The organism is Bacillus cereus group sp. BfR-BA-01360 (genome assembly GCF_022663595.1).
Taxonomy (GTDB): domain Bacteria; phylum Bacillota; class Bacilli; order Bacillales; family Bacillaceae_G; genus Bacillus_A; species Bacillus_A cytotoxicus.
This window is the reverse complement of sequence record NZ_JAKUFV010000004.1, coordinates 212,590-232,803: the sequence shown is the minus strand read 5'-3', so window position 1 is coordinate 232,803 and position 20,214 is coordinate 212,590. Positions and strand designations below refer to the sequence as shown.

The window sequence follows — 20,214 nt, the reverse complement described above, 5'->3', positions numbered from 1 at the left end:
GATTGAACATTAGAAATTATTCCGCTCGTAAATCAACAATTAAGTATGCAAGAATGACTACAAAGAAAATGCTAACAGATGGTGCAGTTAATACGTGACCGGACATAAAGCCGATGCCAAGCGATAAGAGAATGGTGCTAGCAAGCAGCGTATATTTTACAGTCAGCATTTGTTTGAAGTTTGCAAGGAAACGGATTAGTAATCGGACTCCAAAGTATAGAAGCGGTATGAAGTAAATGAGAAAGCCAACGATTCCGAAAGCAAAGAATATATCGTGAAAATCCATCTCGATTAACTTGATTTTTTTTGTATAGTTTCCAGCGTATCCCATACCAAATAGTTTCTGTGACAGGGGTGCTTCTTTATAATATCTTTGGTATACCTTTAAGAATTTATCTCGGTCGCTATAGATTAAGCTCTTTACTTCAGAATCTGTCAGTTCACCTTGCGCATGTTTTTTCGCTTCGTCCGGATCTTCTTTTACTACTTTTCCTTCTTTTCGTTCCTGCTCTTCTCGTAACGCTTTTTTGTATTCATATATTTGCAAATGTATGCCCATATTTTTTGCGATTGGAGTTAGCGGCGTAAGCACACCTAATCCTGCTAGTACAACGAGCGCAACAATTGTATTTACGAGCTGAGGGAATCCCTTCCCTTCCTTTTTCCGGTTCATCATATATTCAATAAATGAAAAGAAAAGGGCTATGCCTAATGTAACAACAATTGCGCCATAACCAACTTTTGTTCCAACCATAATGCTTGCATACATGGCTAACAGTGTTGGAATCCAGTAGTATATTTTTGAAAATGAAGTGGTTTTATGTATAGAGTAAAGGACAACGATTGGGAACATAATGGCGAAAATAGCACTTAAGTCATTTCCGGCAAAGAACCATCCTCTTGAACCAATCTTTGAATGTGGATAGCTTGGGAAATCTGTTCCCGTTGCCATCGATACAATCATGACAATACTTAAAATAATTGTTGTATATAAGAAATAGGTAATCAGTTTGTTGTATGTATCTGTTTGATCCTTTAATTCTTTAAAGACGATAATATATCCAAACAATAATACAAATGGATATACACTCTTTAAAATGAACTTCACTTCTTCGCTAAATGAAACAGGTGATTTTACGATCATATTGTTGATTAGGCCAATTCCCAAAACAATTCCAAGTAAGATCAAATAAATAATATACTTTCTATTTCCAGGCTTCTTTATATGAAAAAGAAGATACCCTAGTGCAAGAAGCATAAAAGCAAAACGGACTACAACTCCGACTGTCGCACTCATGTGTAATATGTAGATTGAAAAAGATGTTAGTAAATCTAAAATTGGTTGAAACACAATGAATAGTAACAGGAAATGTGGGAAGTAGTTATCCGTTTGTTTCAACTTGTTAACCATGTTTTCCTCCATTTCTTCATTCCTTTATTGCAGCGTGATTTTCCGCTGCTCATAACAGCCTTTCATCTATTGTAAGGCGAATGAATTTCTATATGATTTTGGTACATCAAACTTAAGAATACACTATTTCATTCTAATGGTAAATAGAAGGGAAGAGGTGAAGAATCTCTTTGAACTCCATTATTTTTCTTCGCAATCATTCGTTTTATACAAGAAAACATACAAAATTTGCCTTTATTAGACAGAAAATTAGGGAAAAAGAAGGGTTTTGTAGCTCTTTTCTATAAGTATAGAAGTATAATCATTGGACAAGAGAGAGGGGTATATAATGGAAGTAAAAAGCAAAGCAGAATCTGTTGTTGTGAAATATGAAGGACGTGTTGCAACAGTGATGGTCAATCGTCCTGAAGTATTAAATGCGTTAGATGAGCCTACCTTAAGAGAATTACGAAAAAAACTGAAAGAAGTGGCAGAAAGTCCTGCTCACATTGTCGTATTATGCGGAAATGGCCGTGGTTTTTCTGCAGGTGGGGATATTAAATCCATGCTTTCTAGCAACGATGAAAGTAAATTTGACGACATTATGAATACGATTTCGGAAATTGTTATTACGTTATATACAATGCCAAAGCTTGTGATTAGTGCAATTCATGGTCCAACGGCAGGCCTTGGACTAAGCATTGCGTTAACAGCGGATTATGTGCTAGCAGATATTTCATCTATTATTGCGATGAATTTCATTGGAATTGCGCTGATTCCAGATGGCGGAGGACATTTCTTCTTACAAAAACGACTTGGTGAAAATGTGGCCAAGCAAATCATTTGGGAAGGGAAAAAACTATCGGCAACGGAAGCGTTAGATCTCGGTTTAATTGATGAAGTAATCGGGGAAAACTTCCAAGGGGCTGTAAAACAAAAAATCAATGAGTGGTTGCAAAAGCCAATTCAAGCAATGATTCAAACGAAACAAATTTTATGTGAATTCAATCGCTCAAGTCTGGAACGAACACTAGCACTTGAAAAGCGTGGACAATATGCAATGAGAAAAACAGCCGATCATAAAGAGGGAATTGCTGCGTTTTTAGAAAAGCGTTCCCCAATCTTTAAAGGAGAATAAAAAGGAAGAAAGTGCTAGCACATTTTAGTATAATTGTGTTAGCACTTTTTTAGGAGAAATAGATGAAAAAATAAAAGAAAAAGTATAATGGTGATTACGCTTTTCATCGTTATGTATGTTATATTGCATAGTTCAAAAGATTGTAAGGAATGAGAGGAAGGCAAAGAGACGATGGCAACATATAATAAGTTAGTAAGAGATCGTGTTCCAGAAAAGATTTTAATGTCTGGAAAAACATATACAGCACAAACATTAACAGGGCAAGCCTACATACAAGCATTAGCGAAAATTGGAACGGAAGAACTTCGTGAATTTGCTTCGATGAAGGAGCGGGAACATGCGCTTGATTCACTTGCTGATGCATTAGAGGTTATCATTGCATTAGCGCGTGCAGAAGGGGCAACGTTCCAAGACATCGAACGCATTCGGAAACAAAAAGAAACGGAGCGCGGAGGATTCGAAAAAGGAATCTACCTTCTTGATGTTTCTGAGGAATAGTGTAATAGAAAAAGCACAGCTTTTAGGAATGGCTGTGCTTTTTTTAATATGTTTGTTTCCTATGTAGAGACTCATCATGAAAAGGACTGCGGTGAATATCCATCCTACAGAAATGGCGATAGAAGTACCGATATGCAGGCATAATAAAGATGATAATATCCAAATTAAAAGTATTTCTTCATGTTTTTTTGTAAATTTCACAGGGTTTCCTCTTTTTTCATTTGACTGTTATATTTTACGATAATTGTAGAATTCGAAACAAGATATATAGAAGATGAGTAGAGGTTTTATGAGTATTTCGGTATACTGAATATTAGGAAAAAAAGAGGAGGAATGACAGTGGCACATCAAACAAAAGAAACGATGGAGCTGATCAAGCAGCTCGTTTCAATTCCAAGTCCATCTGGAAATACAGGGAAAATTATAAGCTTTATTGAAAACTATGTGAAGGAATGGAATGTAGAGACGAAACGAAATCATAAGGGAGCTCTTATTCTGACGCTAAAAGGAAAGAATGAGTTGCGGCACCGTTTAGTAACAGCGCATGTCGATACGTTAGGGGCGATGGTAAAAGAGATTAAAGCGGATGGCCGCCTTCGTTTATCGATGATTGGTGGATTTCGCTGGAATTCGGTGGAAGGAGAATATTGTGAGATTGAAACATCGAGCGGAAAAACGTATACCGGGACAATTTTAATGCACCAAACATCGGTTCATGTATATAAGGATGCAGGAGAAGCGAAACGTGATGAGAAAAATATTGAAGTCCGCATTGATGAACGAGTATCTTCAGCGGATGAGGTGCGTGCATTAGGAATTGAAGTAGGAAATTTTGTTTCATTTGATCCGCGCGTGCAAATTACAGAAAGTGGATACATAAAGTCGCGTCATTTAGATGATAAAGTAAGTGTCGGGATTCTATTACAACTTATAAAACGATTACAAGAAGAAAAGGTGATATTACCATATACAACGCATTTCTTAATTTCTAATAATGAAGAAATTGGTTATGGAGGAAATTCTAATATTCCAGAAGAAACGGTAGAATATTTAGCAGTCGATATGGGAGCGTTAGGAGATGGACAAGCTTCAGATGAATATACGGTATCCATTTGTGCGAAAGATTCTAGCGGTCCGTATCATTATGGCTTACGCAAGCATCTAGTAGAACTTGCAAAAGAAAACAAGATTGAATATAAAGTAGATATTTATCCATATTACGGCTCAGATGCTTCAGCAGCGATTCGAGCTGGATTCGATATAAAACATGCGTTAATTGGAGCCGGAATTGATTCATCTCATGCGTTTGAACGTACACATGAAAGCTCAATTGCACATACAGAAGCGCTTGTTTATGCCTATGTGTTATCACCGATGGTAGGAGAGTAATCAATCGTTGAAAAAGGTGAGTGGTATTTCAGTACTACTCACTTTTTTTGATGTTTCCAAGGAGTATATTTTAAAAATATGTTTACTATAATATTTTAATAATGTAAACTATTATAGTTGACATATTTTGGGTGATTAGTAGAACGAATATTTTACAATGAAAATGAGAGATTTTGAGGGGAGAAGGATTGACTTATGAATTACAGAAAAGTTGTTGCGGGCATTCTGACAGCTGCGGTATTATCTTGTCCAACAAGCAGTTTGGCTGCGGGAAAAAGCTTTCCAGACGTGCCGACATGGGCACAAGATTCAGTGAACTATTTAGTTGCAAAGAATGTACTGGATGGAAAGCCAGATGGGACGTTTGCACCGATTGAAGAGATTGACCGTGGATCGGCAGCTAAATTATTAGCGAGTGTTCTTGGATTAGATGTGAACAAAGAGGCAAAACCATCGTTTACAGATGCGCAAAATCATTGGGCAGCTCCCTATATTGCAGCAGTAGAAAAAGCTGGGATTATTGTTGGGGAAGGGAATGGGAAATTCAATCCAACAGGTAAAATCAATCGAGCTTCCATGGCGACGATGCTTGTTAAAGCTTATGCTTTAGAAGGGAAAGTTATTGGAGAAATCCCAAATCAATTTGATGACATAAAAGATCACTGGGGCAGAAAAAATGTGAACATTCTAGCGGCTTTAGAGATTTCTAAAGGAAAAGGAAATGTTTGGGACCCAGAAGGTCAAGTAACACGAGCTGAAGCAGTTCAATTTATTGCGAAAACAGATATGAGAAAAGAAGATACATCTAAAAGAATGTATATGGATAGACCATTTATCACGTATCATCAGCCATCCCTTTCATCTGGTATTACATCTAATCAACATAAACCACAAATTATTGAAGTAAAAGAACAGCGAAAAGACGGCTGGATGAAGATTGTAACAAGTACAGGTGATAAATGGACGCCATTACATGAGAAAACAGAGTATATCGGTGAATCATTTACTACGTATCAAGAAGCATCTCACAAATCTACGATATTAGGGAAATACGGCCCACAAACTGTAACAATTATGGAGGAAAGTGGAGACTGGATTCGCATTCGTACAAATGCTGGTTTTCAATGGTTAGATAAAAAGCAATTAAATCCTCCAAAACAAGCAAACTTCCTAGAAGGGAAAGCAATTATCATTGATCCAGGTCACGGTGATCCGGATCCAGGGAAAGACAGTTTATATATGGAAGAAAGTAAAATTGTGTTGGATACATCGAAACGAGTAAAGGCACTGTTTGAGAAGAAAACACCATTTACTGTTTTGTTAACACGTGAAGGAGATGCGAGACCAGGAAGCAGTGCAGCGGATTCCCTAAAAAAACGGGTAGAATTTGCACAAAGAAATAAAGCCGATATCTTTGTAAGTATTCATGGTAATGCATATAACGGACAAGCTAATGGAACAGAGACATTTTATTATAACTCTAAAACAAAAAGAACAAACCCACATGTAGATGAAAGCTACATGTTAGCTCAAAAAATTCAAAAACGCCTTGTTGCGGCACTTGGAACACGCGATCGAGGTGTACAACACAAAGACTTATACGTGACCCGTGAAAATACAATGCCGGCTGTATTAACAGAACTAGCATTTGTTGATAACAAGATCGAGGGTGAAAAACTAGCTCAGCCAGAGTGGAGACAACGTGCTGCTGAAGCAATTTATGCTGGTATTTTAGATTATTATGAGTGGAAGGGTAACGATGTGTCAGCTTATCGTTAATATACAAGTTTGATAGAAAAAGAGAGTGTGTCTATGAGTGATAGACACACTCTCTTTTTTATAGTGAAAAGGTAATTTTATATTTTTATATCTAAATGATACGTTTCTGTAATTAATATTTAAATATTAATTAATGTTATTCATATTTACTCAAATTAATAAATGGAATACACTAAATTAGGTACTATTTTAATAAATGAGATTTTGAGAATGAGAAGATTTGAGAGGAGAAACTAGCGAATGAAATACGGAGTAATCGCAGCTGGAATTTTGGCAGCTAACTTATTCACTTATCCATTAAGCACCTCAGCAGCAGGAAAAACATTTCCAGATGTACCAAGCTGGGCACAACAATCAGTTAACTATTTAGTGGAGAAACATGCACTTGATGGAAAACCAGATGGAACCTTTTCACCATCAGAAGAAATTGACCGTGGTTCAGCTGCAAAGTTAATAGCTATGGTACTAGGCTTACAGATTAATAAAGAAGCAAAACCTTCATTCCAAGATGCTAAACATCATTGGGCAGCTCCATATATTGCGGCGGTTGAAAAAGCTGGTGTCATTAAAGGAGATGGGAGCGGTCACTTTAACCCATCAAAAAACATTGATCGTGCTTCCATGGCATCTATGCTTGTTGAAGCTTATAAGCTAAATAATAGAATTATTGGTAATTTACCAACGCAATTTGCTGATTTAAAAGGGCATTGGGGTGAGAAACAAGCGAATATATTAGTTGCATTAGGGATTTCAAAGGGTACTGGTGATGGATGGAAACCAAATGGTATTGTGACGCGCGCAGAAGCAGCGCAATTTATCGCACAAACGGATATGCAAAAAGCAGATACATCAAAAAGAATGTACATGAACAGATATTTCATTACATATCATCAGCCATCCTTATCATCAGGGATTACATCAAATCAGCATGCACCGCAAATGATTGTGGTAAAAGAAGAGCGAGAAGATGGTTGGCTGAAAATTGTAACGGATAAAGGCGATAAATGGACACCATTACAGGAAAAGAAAGAAACAATTCATAGCGCGTTTACTACATATCAAGAAGCATCACATTCATCGAAAATACTAGGTACATATGCACCGCAAACAGTAACAGTTATAGAAGAAAGCGGAAGCTGGATTCGCATTCGGACAAGCTCTGGTTTTCAATGGGTTGATAAAAATCAATTAAATCCGCCAAAGCAAGATAACTTCTTGGAAGGAAAGGCGATTATTATTGATCCAGGTCATGGCGGAGTCGATCCAGGTCATACAGGCGTAAATATGGACGAAAGTAAAATTGTATTAGATACAGCGCTACGTGTACAGAAATTATTTGAACAAAAAACGCCATTTACTGTATTGCTAACACATGATACAGATGTACGACCAGGAACAGATGCAAAAGATTCTCTGAGAAAACGAGTGGAATTTGCACAACAAAATAATGGAGATATCTTTGTAAGTATTCACGGTAACGGTTTTGACGGAACGGCTCACGGCACAGAAACTTACTACTACAGATCAGCAACACGTGCAACAAATCCATATGTAGATGAGAGTCGTTTACTAGCCGAAAAAATCCAAAGTCGTCTTGTAAGTGCACTGGGAACACGCGACAGAGGAGTTAAAGAAGGGGATCTATACGTAGTTCGTGAAAATACAATGCCAGCTGTATTAACAGAACTAGGATTTGTAGACAATCAAATAGAAGGTGAGAAACTATCTTCACCAGAATGGAGACAGCGTGCTGCTGAAGCAATCTACGCTGGTATCCTAGACTATTACGAAGCAAAAGGACATAACGTTTCTGCTTATCGTTAAAAAAAGAAATTACTGAAAAAGTCCTTATCGTTTAAAAAGTGAAAGTTTCCTCGATGAAGTCGAGGAAACTTTCACTTTTTTATTATGAAGATTTTTTCTATATTTTTTTGTAGGTAGCTCCTTGCATATCCCGCTTTACACACGTATATAAACTCGAGTTTATCATCTTTTTGAGATATACCTTGTGTAATATGGGATTTCATTTTGATCTAAATTGAATGGAGATTCGTTCGCATATTACATATTTCTTTTCTTTGAATAAGCAGAATCTCCAAATCTGTCTTACGTCTTTTCTCTTGCTGTAATGCTCTGTTCAAACGTTCAAGTCTATATTTTTATATAGAATCAAAAAAGGAAAGGAAGAAAACTCCCTTTAACAAAAGGAAAATATTATGTAAATATAAGTTATTTATTTAGTATCATGTATTTGTACGGGAATTGATATGATTTTAGGGTAGGTATAAATATTTTTAAATAGTAAATTTATCTTTAACTCTCTGTAAAAAAATGATTCCTATATGAATAGAGATATTGAAGAAAGAGGAAGTGATGGGTTTTTTAAATGTTTCTTCTGTTATTTATGAAAGAGGCAAAATTATGAATTTCAAACAGGACTTGAATTCAGTCATTATTTGTAAGTGTAGATGAAGAAATCCATTTCTACAAGACCTACCCTTTATTAGATTGTCCAATAGACAAATATGGTTCGTGTAACGATCGCTTTAATTCGGGGTAAACATATAGAAAAATATGTAAAAACACAAAAGTCGAGAATGTAAGTTTGCTACCGAATGAAATGATTTCATCAAGTCTAGTAGAACAATTCGATTTAAGTATGATACAAGAAATTTTTTTCATGGAATATGAGCGAAATGATGCTGTTATGTTTCTTTTATCTTTATATTGCAGTGAATAACTTAACAAACAAGTGAATTTTCAATTTTCTTGTTTAGCAGGGAGGGATATTGTGAAAGAACGTTTAGAACAATTACTTATAAGTAAGAACACTTCTTTAATAGAAGAAATTATGCAGTATCAATCATGTGAAATTGCTAAAGAGATAGAAAGATTTCCGCTTAGTAAACAAGTCGAATTAATGGATATTTTTCCGGTGAATGAAAGCATTCAAATTATGAAATACTTGATTCCTGATCAGCAATATAGTATTTTAATAAATCTACCTAAATTTAAAACGAAAATTATAATGAATACAAAACCTAATCGTGACCTAATCGATTTTTTATTAGCCATCCATTCAACACAACGAAAGGAAATGATGCATTATCTAGATGGCAATGTAAAAAAAGATATCCATAATTTAATAAGTTTGAATGCCAATAATATGAGAGGACTATTAGAAAACGACTATATATCAATTAGAGAAGCGTGGTCAGTGAAAAGAGCTTTTTCTCATATTAGAAAAACTGCTACAGACATAAAATATTTTTCGAATATATACATAGTTGATAATTATGGGTATCTTAACGGAGTTGTTTCTATTCATAAATTGTTATCAGCAGATGATGATGTGCTAGTTTCGGATATAATGATTCGAAAAGTAGTTACTGCACAAATAGATGAAGATTCGCAATCTATATTAAAGCGGTTAACAAGCATGAATGTATCAGAGCTGCCTGTAGTTACTAAGGATCATCGTTTAATTGGAAGCGTAGCTCTTAATGGAGCAATATACTCTACTGAGAATCATCATATCGAAAATACTTACAAGTTAGATTACTACCAGTCATCTCATCAGCCTTACTTGAATAGTTCAATCTGGAGCATTTATTGGAAACGTATCCCGTGGTTACTTGTCCTATTCATAGCTGAGGCATATACAAGTACTGTTATATCCTATTACGAAGAAGTCATTGCACACGTCGTTGCTCTTTCCTTTTTTATTCCATTATTAATTGGTACTGGCGGGAATACAGGTACTCAAGTTGTTACGACGCTTGTCTGTGCACTAAAAGTAGAAGAAATAAAATTTAAAGATATTTTCCATGTTATGAAGAAAGAAATATTAGTAGGTATATTTCTTGGTTTTACACTTGGAGGAGCTGCGTTGATTCGAGCATATACACTTGGTATGGGACAAGAGATTGCAAAAGTTGTAGCTATTTCAGCACTTTTTGTTGTAATATGGTCTTCTTTTGTAGCGTCAGTATTACCATTAATTCTTAATAAATTAAAATTAGATGCTACTGTTATTTCGGGTCCTTTCATAACGACACTTGTTGATGGGACGGGACTCATTATTTACTTTACAGTTGCTAAGATTTATTTGAATATTTGAATAAAATGGTAGGGGGTTCGTAATTTTTAACGGTATTAAAAATTAATGGAGGTAGAGACAATGAAGGAATTTGTAAAGCAAATTGACTACGCTTTACTACTCCCACTGGTATTGGTATCTACATTAGGGATTATAATGTTGTACAGTGCTAGTTCTATAGTTGCAATTACCCATTATGAACTTCCCAGTCATTACTTTTTTCAGTCGCAATTACACAAATTATTAATAGGTGGAGTATATTTGTTTATATGTATGTTTATTCCTTTTAAGTTTTGGAAAAAGAGGTTTATTTCAGTATGTATCGTAGTTTTTAGTATTACTTTACTTTGCTTAGTTTTGTGGAAGGGGAAAGTTGTAAATAATGCGCAATCTTGGATATTTGGAATACAGCCTGCAGAATTTACTAAATTGGGTATGATTATTGTAGTGGCTCGTTTTTTTGCGATTCGTCAAGAACTGGGAAAACCGTATTGGGAGGGAATTGGGAAAATCATTTTATTTCTCTCTGTTATCTTTTTTTTAATATATAAACAGCCTAATCTAGGTTCAGCGTTGTTAATTGTCGCAACAAGCTTTTCTATTTTTTTCTGTTCAGGTATAAGTATTAAATATTTAATAAAAAGAATTTTATTCACATCTGTTTTGACAGTGCCGATTCTATACGCTTTTATTAAATATGGCTTATCTGAAGTGCAAATGAAACGAATCACGACGATTTTAAATCCATTTGATGACCCACAAACAAGTGGATATCAACTCATTAATTCGTTTATTGCAATTGGATCGGGGGGGATAATTGGAAGCGGATTCGGTAATAGTATCCAAAAACGTGGATTCTTACCTGAGCCACATACAGACTTTATAATGGCCATTATATCTGAAGAGCTTGGCTTTATAGGGGTATTCCTCATTTTAATGGGACTGTTGCTACTAGTCATTCGCGCTTTGCGAATTTCTCAAAAGTGTCCAGATTTGTTTGGGAGCTTGTTAGCAATTGGAATTGGATGTATGATTGGAATACAGACAATTGTGAATTTGGGAGGGATTACAGGAATTATTCCTCTTACGGGTACACCGCTACCCTTTGTCAGCTTCGGAGGAAGTTCTTTCATAACCAATTTAATTGCGGTAGGAATATTAATGAATATATCAAAATCCACTAGACTTCATAATGATATGTTCTCTTCAAACGGTACGAATGCTTAGAACAGTCAGATTCACGCCTTAGGATGCAGAAAGAAACAAGGAATAACCAAGAAAACCCCGCAGATTAAAGCGTTACTGATCGGGCACGCATATTGGTCATCAGAACGGAAAAGAAGAAAAATTAAAGCCATACTAAGATTAGTAGCACAGATTATGGTTATGGTCTGTGCTACTATTTTTTGTAGTAGAAGTGAAGAATAGGCTGTGGAGAAAGTATTCTCCACAGCCTGGGAAATAAGAGTTGATTAATCTATTCGTTCATATGGTAAGTTCTTACGATACCGCCTGTCTGTCTTTCTCTAAATGAGTATCCTCCCAACACTCTGTGTTTTTTAAGTTAGGGATAGAACTTGCACGGAAAATTGGATCTTTTCCAGCTTTTCTTTGTTTTATATAGTCTGCTAAAGTCGCATATACAAACTTGCTAAGAAGTGTAATCGCAATTAAATTTGTAAATACCATTAGTCCCATAAATAAATCAGCCATATTCCAAACTGTTTGAAGTGTTGCGACGGACCCGAATAGTATCATTCCAACAACTGCAATACGATAAATCAGTAACCATAGTTTACTTTCTTTAATGAACGCAATATTTGTTTCACCATAATAGTAATTGCCTAGTAATGAACTAAAAGCAAATAAGAAAATAATAATGGCTAAGAAACTGCTTGCCCATGGACCAATTTGTGAACTTAATGCGTTTTGAGTTAATTCAATACCTTCCAAGTTTGTTGCTTTATATGCCCCAGAGCACAATACGATAAACGCCGTTGAGGTACATACTAAGAATGTATCTACAAAAACGCCGAGTGCTTGAATAAATCCTTGTTTTGCAGGGTGTGACACATCTGATGTTGCGGCAGCGTTTGGAGAACTTCCCATACCAGCTTCCGTCGCGAATAAACCGCGCTGAATCCCATACTTCATTGCGGCCCCGATACCACCGCCGATCGCTTGCTCTAAACCAAAAGCACCTTTAAATATTTCTGAGAAAACATCTGGCAATACATAGTAATTTTTAATGACAACAAAAACGGCAACACCGATATAAACGATTGCCATTGGAGGAACGATTGTTTCAGAAATACGTGCAATACTTTTAATACCACCAAAAATAATAATCGCAACTAATACAGCTAATATAATCCCTATTACATAACGTTCCACACCGAAAGCATTTTTAAATGCTAATGTGACTGTATTGGCTTGTACAGAGTTGAAAATTAAGCCGTAAGTAACGGTAATGAGGAGTGAGAACCAAACGCCCATCCAGCGCTTCTTTAAACCTCTTTCCATGTAATAAGCAGGACCTCCGCGAAACCTGCTTCCGTCTTTTACTTTATAAATTTGTGCAAGCGTACATTCTACAAAGCTTGTAGCTGCGCCGATAATTGCGATGAACCACATCCAAAATACGGCCCCAGGTCCTCCCATTGAAATCGCGAGTGCCACACCAGCTAAGTTTCCGATTCCAATGCGAGCTGCTGCACTTAAACAAAATGCCTGGAATGCAGATATACTACCTTTTTTCTTTGTTTTTCCGCTAAATCCATTACTTACTAATCGTATCATTTCGCCAAAATGGCTAATTTGTACAAATTTTAATCTAAAAGAAAAATAAAGCCCAAGTCCGATTAACATTGCAAGAAGAATATATGTCCATAGAATGTTATTCGTCATCCCAAGAAATCTACTAAAGGTTTCTATCATATAATGCACTTCCTTTTCTAGTTATAAGAAAAGTATATTCAAAAAATATAAGAGAATCAAATTCTGAATAAAATTAGCTAAAAAAGCGGTAATATATTAATTTTTATAATTATTTTGTTTTTAATAAATAATTATAAAATTCGGTTAAATTAAAATTTCCTCTCGATTGATATCTTTGAAAAAGTGCGAATCTGTTATGACTTTTCGGATATACCACACTAAAAAAAGTATGTGCATAAGAATGTAGAAGTATACAAACTTGAAGCAATTGGATGAAGAAGGTAAAGAAATAAACGAGGAATTAGATAAAGAGTCAAAAGAATGGTTTTTGGCTTTTTGGAGATACTCCTTATGAAATGTATTTAGGGAATGTTTTAAAAAGAGGAAAGAGTATTTTGCACCATTGAATGCAGCTTCGATATGAGAATGTTTCCGAGACTCGGTTTAAATACTTACATTTTAGAGAGAAGCTGAAATAGAGCAAGTTATATTGTAAGTTTGCGCGTATGCTACAATAAAAGAAGTATGTGGCATAAGGAAGTGGAAGCATGGATGAATTACAATTTTTTCAATCTTATATTGTGAAAAGTGCAGAAAAGATAGATCATGTATATATACGTAAAGAACATAATATCACTATTGTCCCCATTATAAAACAAACTGCGCGTAAAGTTGTCAAAACAGCTGAAATTTTTCTCGGTGAAGGGAAAGGGTTGGATGTTTCTACTCATATTATGAAAATGTTTTATTCCCCTAATGTAAAGAAAAAGGAAAATGATGTTTTAAAATGGTTAACTGTACATGAAATGGTTGACTATATAGAGCGCGGCATTTTAATAAAAGAAGTTCGTTTTAAAAAGGATGGGAAGACGGTTGAATCGATTATATATCGAATGGGATATGGATTATTTTTATATATTGAAAAGAAACGAAAGTTAGAGAAGAAGGAAGAGGAAGAGATGCTTCGGCAATGGATAGAAGAAAAACAGACGCTTCCAGTGTATACAAATGAATATACGGAAAAGTTATGGCGTGTTTTACATGATCTGGAATGTAAAATAAAACAAGAAGTATCTATTTTAGCTGAAAAACGTTGGTCTTTTCATAAAGTATGTCTATTTTTAAAATTTTTAATCGCTTTGTATAAAATGAGCTGTGAGAAACGAGCGTTTGATTGGAAGGAAATCGGTGCCATGTACTACCGAAGTATTGGTGGTTCCAAAAAGTTCGATCCATATTACGATTCACAATGGTGGAAGGTCGGCTGGAATGTGGGTCGATGCTCCTAGATAGTTAACTAAAAAAAGAGGTAAAAACATGAAAATAAAACAGGATACTATTGTAAAACCATTACCTTCAGAAGAGTTAATAAAAAACATGGAAATTTTTGGAGATTAAAACTACCAGGTTCATTTTTGGATTTTATTAAAATGTATAATGGTGCAGAAGTTGAAGAAGCTACATTTGTATGTGATAATCGCAGTTATGCGATAGAAAGGTTTTTATGTATGCTGGATGACATTGAAAATAACCCTAAAGGAATCTATGATATTGATGTTGTATTTTCACAGATAGAGGAAAGATTAACTGATAATGAAGATTTATTAGGTGCAGAGGTATTACCAATAGCTAATATATTTGCAGGGGATTTTGTATGCTTGGATTTTAGAGAAAATAAAGAGAATCCATCGGTGTGTGTATGGTCTCATGAAGAGTCAGGAGAGTTCGAACCAGTGTTTTATAAAGTAGTAGATAACTTTACTGAGTTTTTAGAGGTACTACAATAAAACTTGGTACAATGACTTTGTAAGTAATATAACAAGATTTAATATGTGGTATTAAAGTTAAAGACATATAAGAAAAGTGAAGAAAAAGAATGAATAAGCTGTTAAAAAGTAAGTACTCCATGATGGTTGTACCATTATAGAGTATTACGTGCAATGATAGAATAGAAAATAAAGTACGAGCTTAGGCGAGATGACATTTTACTGTGCGATGAATATAAAGACACGGCAATCAAGCGGAACGAGACATACGCCCTGTAAAATTACGACAAACAATGAGCGGTTCGTTCCGAAGTGAATATGGTGCTCGCAACTTTTTACGAATTAGAAGTTATATGAGTACGATCAAAAAACAAGGGAAATCTATCTTTCAATGTACCAAAGAGTGGATTGAAACAGGAGAGTTAGAGTTTTCCCATCTCAAGCTTAGGGGTAACGCTTCGTAGCGATTACCTCTATTTGTCTTGTGTTTTTAACTATAGGCTGAGTAGGTACATAAAAGATAAGAGAACAGCATTAACTTTTCGTTTTAAAATTGTATAATATAGTTCTGGTGATTTATTGATTTTAGGTTTCGGAGGGAATTATGAGTGAATATTAATGAGTTGCAAAAAGTAGACAAACGTACTATAAAGATTTGGAATATAGGAGATACCATTAAGTTTCTTATATTTACCGCATTTATTGTAGTGGTACAGTGCATTTTAAAGGATTATAAATTTGTACAAAAGCTTTGTTTAGTAGGATATTTCGCAAATGTGGGGCTGTATATTCAAAATATCTTTTTTAATTATCTTCTATTTAAAAATAAGTTATATAAAATAACAGAAGAAAATATTTGCATCTATAAAAAAGGAATGATCAATGAAGAAATCCGGATTCCTATCTTTCGCGTTCAGCATATGAACATTTCTCAAACATACATATCAAGGTGGTTTGAATTATATGAATTAACAGTGTATACCGCAGGTGATTGCAACACTATTGGATTTATTTCCAAAGAAGTAGCCGATGATATTATGCAACAGGTTCAGCAGTTTCTTCACGGAAAGGAGGATATGAATGCACCAAAAATTGAGAATGCGTAATCATCCTATCGAATTATTGTATATTAACTTTACGAAAATTAAGGATCATCTATATCCGCTACTTACAACACTTATTGCTACATTAGGGATTAATGGGAAATGGGAGAGGTTCGCTTATTACGGTTTTGCAATTTTTGTAAGCTATATCCTGTTGAAATCATTTTTGATTTGGAAAAATAATGTATTTATCTTTTATGAAGATATACTTTCTGTGAGAGAAGGGGTATGGAGTAAAGAATATAGCGATATACATTATACTAAGGTTAAATCAATCAGTATAGATCGTACGTTTGTGAAAAGAATACTAAACGTATCCAATGTTAATATAGAAACAGTTGGTGGCGACACAATTCAAATAGTTGTTTCCAATAAAAAGTTATCTTACATAAAGAGTATATTAAACCGGCATATTAACGAAGTTGCAAAAGAAACGCAAAATACAAATTTCTTTAAGCTAAAAGATTATATATTAATAACGACAACGAATTTTAAACTCTTCTGGGGTTCTATTCTACTAACCTTAACTACATCCCAACAACTAATTAAGTATTTAGGACTTGGAGAAAATCCAGAAAAAAATAAGGGACAAGAAAACTTGTTTTCCTTTGATTTTACAGAAGATAGTATACATATAAATTTAAGTCAAGACTTTAAGAATGATATTCAAGGACTCTTGCTTTCAAGCGGAACTGTTAAAACAATACTATCTTTTATTTTGGTTATTTTTATCATAATTATGATAGCTTGGTGTATATCAATAATCATTACGTTCTTTACGTATAAAAATTTCAAGGTTCAAAGAAGTACATTTGGTATTGATATTTCATATGGGTTAATTGATAAAAAAGAGGTATCTATTGCAAAACACGATATTAGAGCAGTTGAAATTGTTCAACCATGGATCTATCGTTTGTTTGGATATAGTAAAATACATTTACAACTTATTGGAAATAGCTCTAGAAAATCGAAAATTGTTCTTATCCCGTCGATTCAAAGTAGTGAAGTATCATCATTATTCAAAAAATATTTGCCTGATTTTTCAATGCCCAAATGTATAGAGAAAGTACATACTATTGCATTTTTAAAACCAGCAGCAGGTAAAGTCATAAAGATTGGATTGCTTATGCTTGTATTATGGTTATTCACAAATCTTCAAGTGAAATATGGGGTATTACTTTGTCTATACATCTTTGGAATGGAATTTCTAAAAAATAAACAGAAAGGTTTTTCTTTTGAAGAAAAACAAATTACTATTCAAACTATTAGAAGTGGTACTGTCCGTAAGGTTATTTATTTGAAAAAATTTATAGAAACTACAGGTGTATCAGAAAATACTTTAGAAAGAAAATTAAACCTGGCTACGTATGAAATAGCTGTCTTTTCGGAAAGAGTAAATGATGTTAGAAAAATCCGTTGTGCTACAAATATTTATAAGAAGAAATTTTTAGAATACCTTGAACAACATAAAGAGGGAAATTTAGTGAAAGATATTTGAGTGTTTTTCTTACCTTGCTGGTTAGGATATGGAGGTAGGAAACAATAACTCAATTAAAAGCAACAAACGAAGTATTTTTTGTTCGTATATGGGTAAAAAAGGAAGAAGCTGTCTCCTAAAGAGGCAGCTTCTTTTATATTATCGACTTGAGTCAGTTGAGCCTGAGAAAGGCGAAACATAAATCCCCCGCTATGCGGTGGAAAATAGAAGTTATAAAAAAGCTCACTTTCAGTTTTATAATAGAGAGTGCTCAAGTCTTTGTAAGAAGGAAAGTGAGCATCTTTCGCTAGCTAATAAAGCGAATAGTTTGCACACACAAAATGGATGTGTAAGTACCATGTAGTCTTCACTCCAAAGTGTAGACGAAAAATAATTTACAATCCATATAGAAAGAGTGTTGAAGAATTTTTAAGAACGTTATGTAAATATAAAGGGGTAGAAATTATAGAGGGTCATTTGATGCTAGATCATGTGTATATGTTGGTGAGTATCCCACCCAAGCTATCTGTTTTAAGTTTTATGGGATATCTAAAAGGAATTTGATAAACATGCAAACTTAAAATATAAATTTGGAAATAGGCATTTTGGGATAGAAGGATATGATGTGAGTACAGTGGAATGGAATGAAGCAACAATAAAAAAATATATTCAGGACCAAGAGAAACTATTTTTTGATAGAATATTCATACGATACTTTTATGTTCAAAATTCTGAAAATAACCATAAGACAGATTATACATAAAGTATTGAAAAATAATTATTTCATCGAAATGAATAAAGGAGGTAAAACATGAGTAATCTAGAAAATTTCTATTAAAAAAGGGAAGCAATAAGATAGCGAAAATGGCTGATATCTATAGGCCAGCTACAATCGTTGTGAACTATACACTTGAAGAAATGATAAAAAAAGACGAGGAATTACAAAAAATATGAGAAGTTCTTGAATAATCAGGATACGGAAGTAGGGGATGGAAAAGAGATGGATGTGCATTATAGGTCAAAGCATTGGCAACAAATGAAAGATGGGATCAATGAGATTACAAAAGATGCAATCACGAACTTACGGCAAGCAGATGAACTTTTAGAGGATATACAAGAGAGAATACAAGACTTAGATTCAGATAGATGTATTGATTTCTATCATAGAAAACAAGAAAAGAAAATAAATACATTACTTGAGGATTATACAACGCTGCAAAACTATTGTGATAAAGCAGGACAGATTGTATATGAACATATAGATGAACCGTTCTATAAAAAGATGGATGAATTTGCTCAAAAAATGAGAGACATATCCATTCGAGACTTTCAAACAAAAAATCGAATTGGTGCCACAACGACAACAACATTACCAAGTAGCCATGCATACGGGGTTCCGCAAACCATTACGACAAAAAAAGAAAAAATAACAGTAGATGATATTTTCAAAGATTCACTGGCCTTTGATCACGTACTTCGCGCGCAGTATAAAGAAGTCAAAAAGCAAAATCCAGATGCGAAACTAAACTACAAAGAATATCGTCAACTAGTCCCATCTATGCGAGGATTTGAGTATACCTCTATAGAAGACGAACAGAAAAAATTAGAAGCATGGCGTGATGTAGCAATCAGCGGAGCGCTGATCATCACGACAATCTTCTGTCCACCACTCGGAATCGCAGCTTCAGTTGTATACGGTGGTCTACAAGTAAAAAGTGCCATCGAAGGGGAGGATTGGGGAACGCGCCGAAAACTAAGCAAAGAAGAACAAGTAGAAGCTGGCTTCTTCGGAGCACTTGACCTTGTCCCAGGACTCGGTTCAGCAACAAAAGCATTCAAAGGAACAATCGACCTCGGATCCCTGGCAAAGCTCACAAAATGGAAAGAGGGAATCGCTGATTTCAATCCAAATATAGGGAAAAATGTGGTACAATCGTTAAAGGAGAATGAGACATTAAAGAATGCATTACATACATGGAAAAAAACGAAGGTCCCCGTAGCAATCAGGTCAGCAGACACTGGAATGGGAATAAAAATTCCTCATATCGAACATGCAACTGTTGGAGAAATAGCAGAAAACTTTGCAAGAGTGCGAGCAACCGCCAAAGATGATGCTTATCAACTTGCGAAGGGGAATGGTGGTTCGGGAGTTAAGGGTACGGGTGAAGTCGATACGAAAGGTGCAAGGTACGGCGAAAGGAAAATTTCTGATCAGACATATGCTAAATTAAGAAGAGCATCGCCATCTTCTAAAATACAAAGAGAAGTTAATAAAAATATTGATGATATTATTGGAACTGAAGATTTTGCTTTGCCTGGAAAAATAATTGATAAAAAATTACATGCAGACCATATTGTTTCTCTAGAAAGAATGGCTCGTATGGAAGGTTTTGAAACATTAACTTACAATCAACAGAAGGAAATTGCCAATTTTGTTGAGAATTTTATAGGCCTTAGTGAAGCTGCTAATACATCTAAAGGTTCAAAATCATTTGCAGATTGGTATATTTATAAAAAAGAGAATATACCAGTAAATCCTGAATTTAGGGAGAAAATGATATTAAAAGAAAAAGAACTAGAAATTAAGATACAAGAGATGATAGATGAATTTAATAGGATAAATAAAAAGGAGTGATTT

13 protein-coding genes and 2 pseudogenes are annotated in these 20,214 nt (G+C 34.7%); 13 read left to right on the top strand and 2 right to left on the bottom strand.

Going from position 1 to position 20,214, the window contains the following annotated elements:
* Nucleotides 1-16 precede the first annotated feature (16 nt).
* Nucleotides 17-1,411 carry an O-antigen ligase family protein gene (locus MR056_RS06365; protein ID WP_011983821.1) on the bottom strand — a complete coding sequence of 465 codons (1,395 nt, stop codon included), beginning with the start codon at nt 1,409-1,411 and terminating at the stop codon, nt 17-19.
* Between the two features lie 328 nt (nt 1,412-1,739).
* Here MR056_RS06365 and MR056_RS06360 point away from each other — a divergent pair, with 328 nt between their 5' ends.
* From MR056_RS06360 to MR056_RS06330, 7 genes are all read left to right on the top strand, one after another.
* The gene (locus tag MR056_RS06360) at nt 1,740-2,528 is read left to right on the top strand and encodes an enoyl-CoA hydratase (protein WP_048723133.1); all 789 of its coding nucleotides are present in this window, start codon (nt 1,740-1,742) and stop codon (nt 2,526-2,528) included.
* Between the two features lie 171 nt (nt 2,529-2,699).
* Nucleotides 2,700-3,026 (top strand): nucleoside triphosphate pyrophosphohydrolase, encoded by a 327-nt coding sequence (locus tag MR056_RS06355; protein WP_011983823.1) that lies wholly within the window; start codon nt 2,700-2,702, stop codon nt 3,024-3,026.
* A gap of 339 nt (nt 3,027-3,365) precedes the next feature.
* Complete coding sequence (locus MR056_RS06350) at nt 3,366-4,415, top strand: M42 family metallopeptidase (protein WP_011983824.1); 1,050 nt, start codon at nt 3,366-3,368, stop codon at nt 4,413-4,415.
* Nucleotides 4,416-4,610: 195 nt separating this feature from the next.
* Nucleotides 4,611-6,194: an N-acetylmuramoyl-L-alanine amidase gene (locus MR056_RS06345; RefSeq protein ID WP_011983825.1), complete on the top strand. Its 1,584-nt coding sequence runs from the start codon at nt 4,611-4,613 to the stop codon at nt 6,192-6,194.
* Nucleotides 6,195-6,434: 240 nt separating this feature from the next.
* Entirely contained in the window at nt 6,435-8,018 is a 1,584-nt protein-coding gene (locus tag MR056_RS06340; RefSeq protein ID WP_048723130.1) for an N-acetylmuramoyl-L-alanine amidase, read from the top strand.
* A gap of 967 nt (nt 8,019-8,985) precedes the next feature.
* A complete protein-coding gene (mgtE, locus tag MR056_RS06335) occupies nt 8,986-10,314 on the top strand; it encodes a magnesium transporter (protein WP_011983827.1) in 1,329 nt (442 codons plus the stop codon).
* Between the two features lie 60 nt (nt 10,315-10,374).
* On the top strand, nt 10,375-11,520 hold the full coding sequence (locus MR056_RS06330) for an FtsW/RodA/SpoVE family cell cycle protein (protein WP_011983828.1): 1,146 nt from the start codon (nt 10,375-10,377) through the stop codon (nt 11,518-11,520).
* Nucleotides 11,521-11,793: 273 nt separating this feature from the next.
* Here the strand turns inward: MR056_RS06330 and MR056_RS06325 are convergent, their stop codons facing one another.
* The gene (locus MR056_RS06325; RefSeq protein ID WP_011983829.1) at nt 11,794-13,230 is read right to left on the bottom strand and encodes an alanine/glycine:cation symporter family protein; all 1,437 of its coding nucleotides are present in this window, start codon (nt 13,228-13,230) and stop codon (nt 11,794-11,796) included.
* A gap of 548 nt (nt 13,231-13,778) precedes the next feature.
* On the opposite strand from MR056_RS06325, the gene MR056_RS06320 reads away from it, so the two are divergent.
* From MR056_RS06320 to MR056_RS06290, 6 genes and pseudogenes are all read left to right on the top strand, one after another.
* Complete coding sequence (locus MR056_RS06320) at nt 13,779-14,519, top strand: hypothetical protein (protein ID WP_011983830.1); 741 nt, start codon at nt 13,779-13,781, stop codon at nt 14,517-14,519.
* Between the two features lie 28 nt (nt 14,520-14,547).
* Nucleotides 14,548-15,017, top strand: a pseudogene (locus tag MR056_RS06315) (SMI1/KNR4 family protein).
* Between the two features lie 587 nt (nt 15,018-15,604).
* The gene (locus tag MR056_RS06305; protein ID WP_011983832.1) at nt 15,605-16,102 is read left to right on the top strand and encodes a PH domain-containing protein; all 498 of its coding nucleotides are present in this window, start codon (nt 15,605-15,607) and stop codon (nt 16,100-16,102) included.
* Nucleotides 16,077-17,597, top strand: a complete 1,521-nt coding sequence (locus tag MR056_RS06300) for a PH domain-containing protein (RefSeq protein ID WP_210370679.1) — start codon at nt 16,077-16,079, stop codon at nt 17,595-17,597. Before MR056_RS06305 ends, MR056_RS06300 begins: the two co-directional genes overlap by 26 nt.
* A gap of 324 nt (nt 17,598-17,921) precedes the next feature.
* Nucleotides 17,922-18,339, top strand: a pseudogene (gene tnpA / locus MR056_RS06295) (IS200/IS605 family transposase).
* Nucleotides 18,340-18,576: 237 nt separating this feature from the next.
* The gene (locus MR056_RS06290; protein WP_210370699.1) at nt 18,577-20,211 is read left to right on the top strand and encodes a hypothetical protein; all 1,635 of its coding nucleotides are present in this window, start codon (nt 18,577-18,579) and stop codon (nt 20,209-20,211) included.
* Nucleotides 20,212-20,214: the final 3 nt, after the last annotated feature.

Coding starts and splice junctions, on each gene's coding strand:
- MR056_RS06365 (WP_011983821.1), bottom strand. CDS start 1,411: ATGGTTAACAAGTTGAAACAAACGGATAACTACTTCCCACATTTCCTG.
- MR056_RS06355 (WP_011983823.1), top strand. CDS start 2,700: ATGGCAACATATAATAAGTTAGTAAGAGATCGTGTTCCAGAAAAGATT.
- MR056_RS06290 (WP_210370699.1), top strand. CDS start 18,577: ATGGATGTGCATTATAGGTCAAAGCATTGGCAACAAATGAAAGATGGG.
- MR056_RS06330 (WP_011983828.1), top strand. CDS start 10,375: ATGAAGGAATTTGTAAAGCAAATTGACTACGCTTTACTACTCCCACTG.
- MR056_RS06300 (WP_210370679.1), top strand. CDS start 16,077: ATGCACCAAAAATTGAGAATGCGTAATCATCCTATCGAATTATTGTAT.
- MR056_RS06345 (WP_011983825.1), top strand. CDS start 4,611: ATGAATTACAGAAAAGTTGTTGCGGGCATTCTGACAGCTGCGGTATTA.
- MR056_RS06360 (WP_048723133.1), top strand. CDS start 1,740: ATGGAAGTAAAAAGCAAAGCAGAATCTGTTGTTGTGAAATATGAAGGA.
- MR056_RS06320 (WP_011983830.1), top strand. CDS start 13,779: ATGGATGAATTACAATTTTTTCAATCTTATATTGTGAAAAGTGCAGAA.
- MR056_RS06325 (WP_011983829.1), bottom strand. CDS start 13,230: ATGATAGAAACCTTTAGTAGATTTCTTGGGATGACGAATAACATTCTA.
- MR056_RS06340 (WP_048723130.1), top strand. CDS start 6,435: ATGAAATACGGAGTAATCGCAGCTGGAATTTTGGCAGCTAACTTATTC.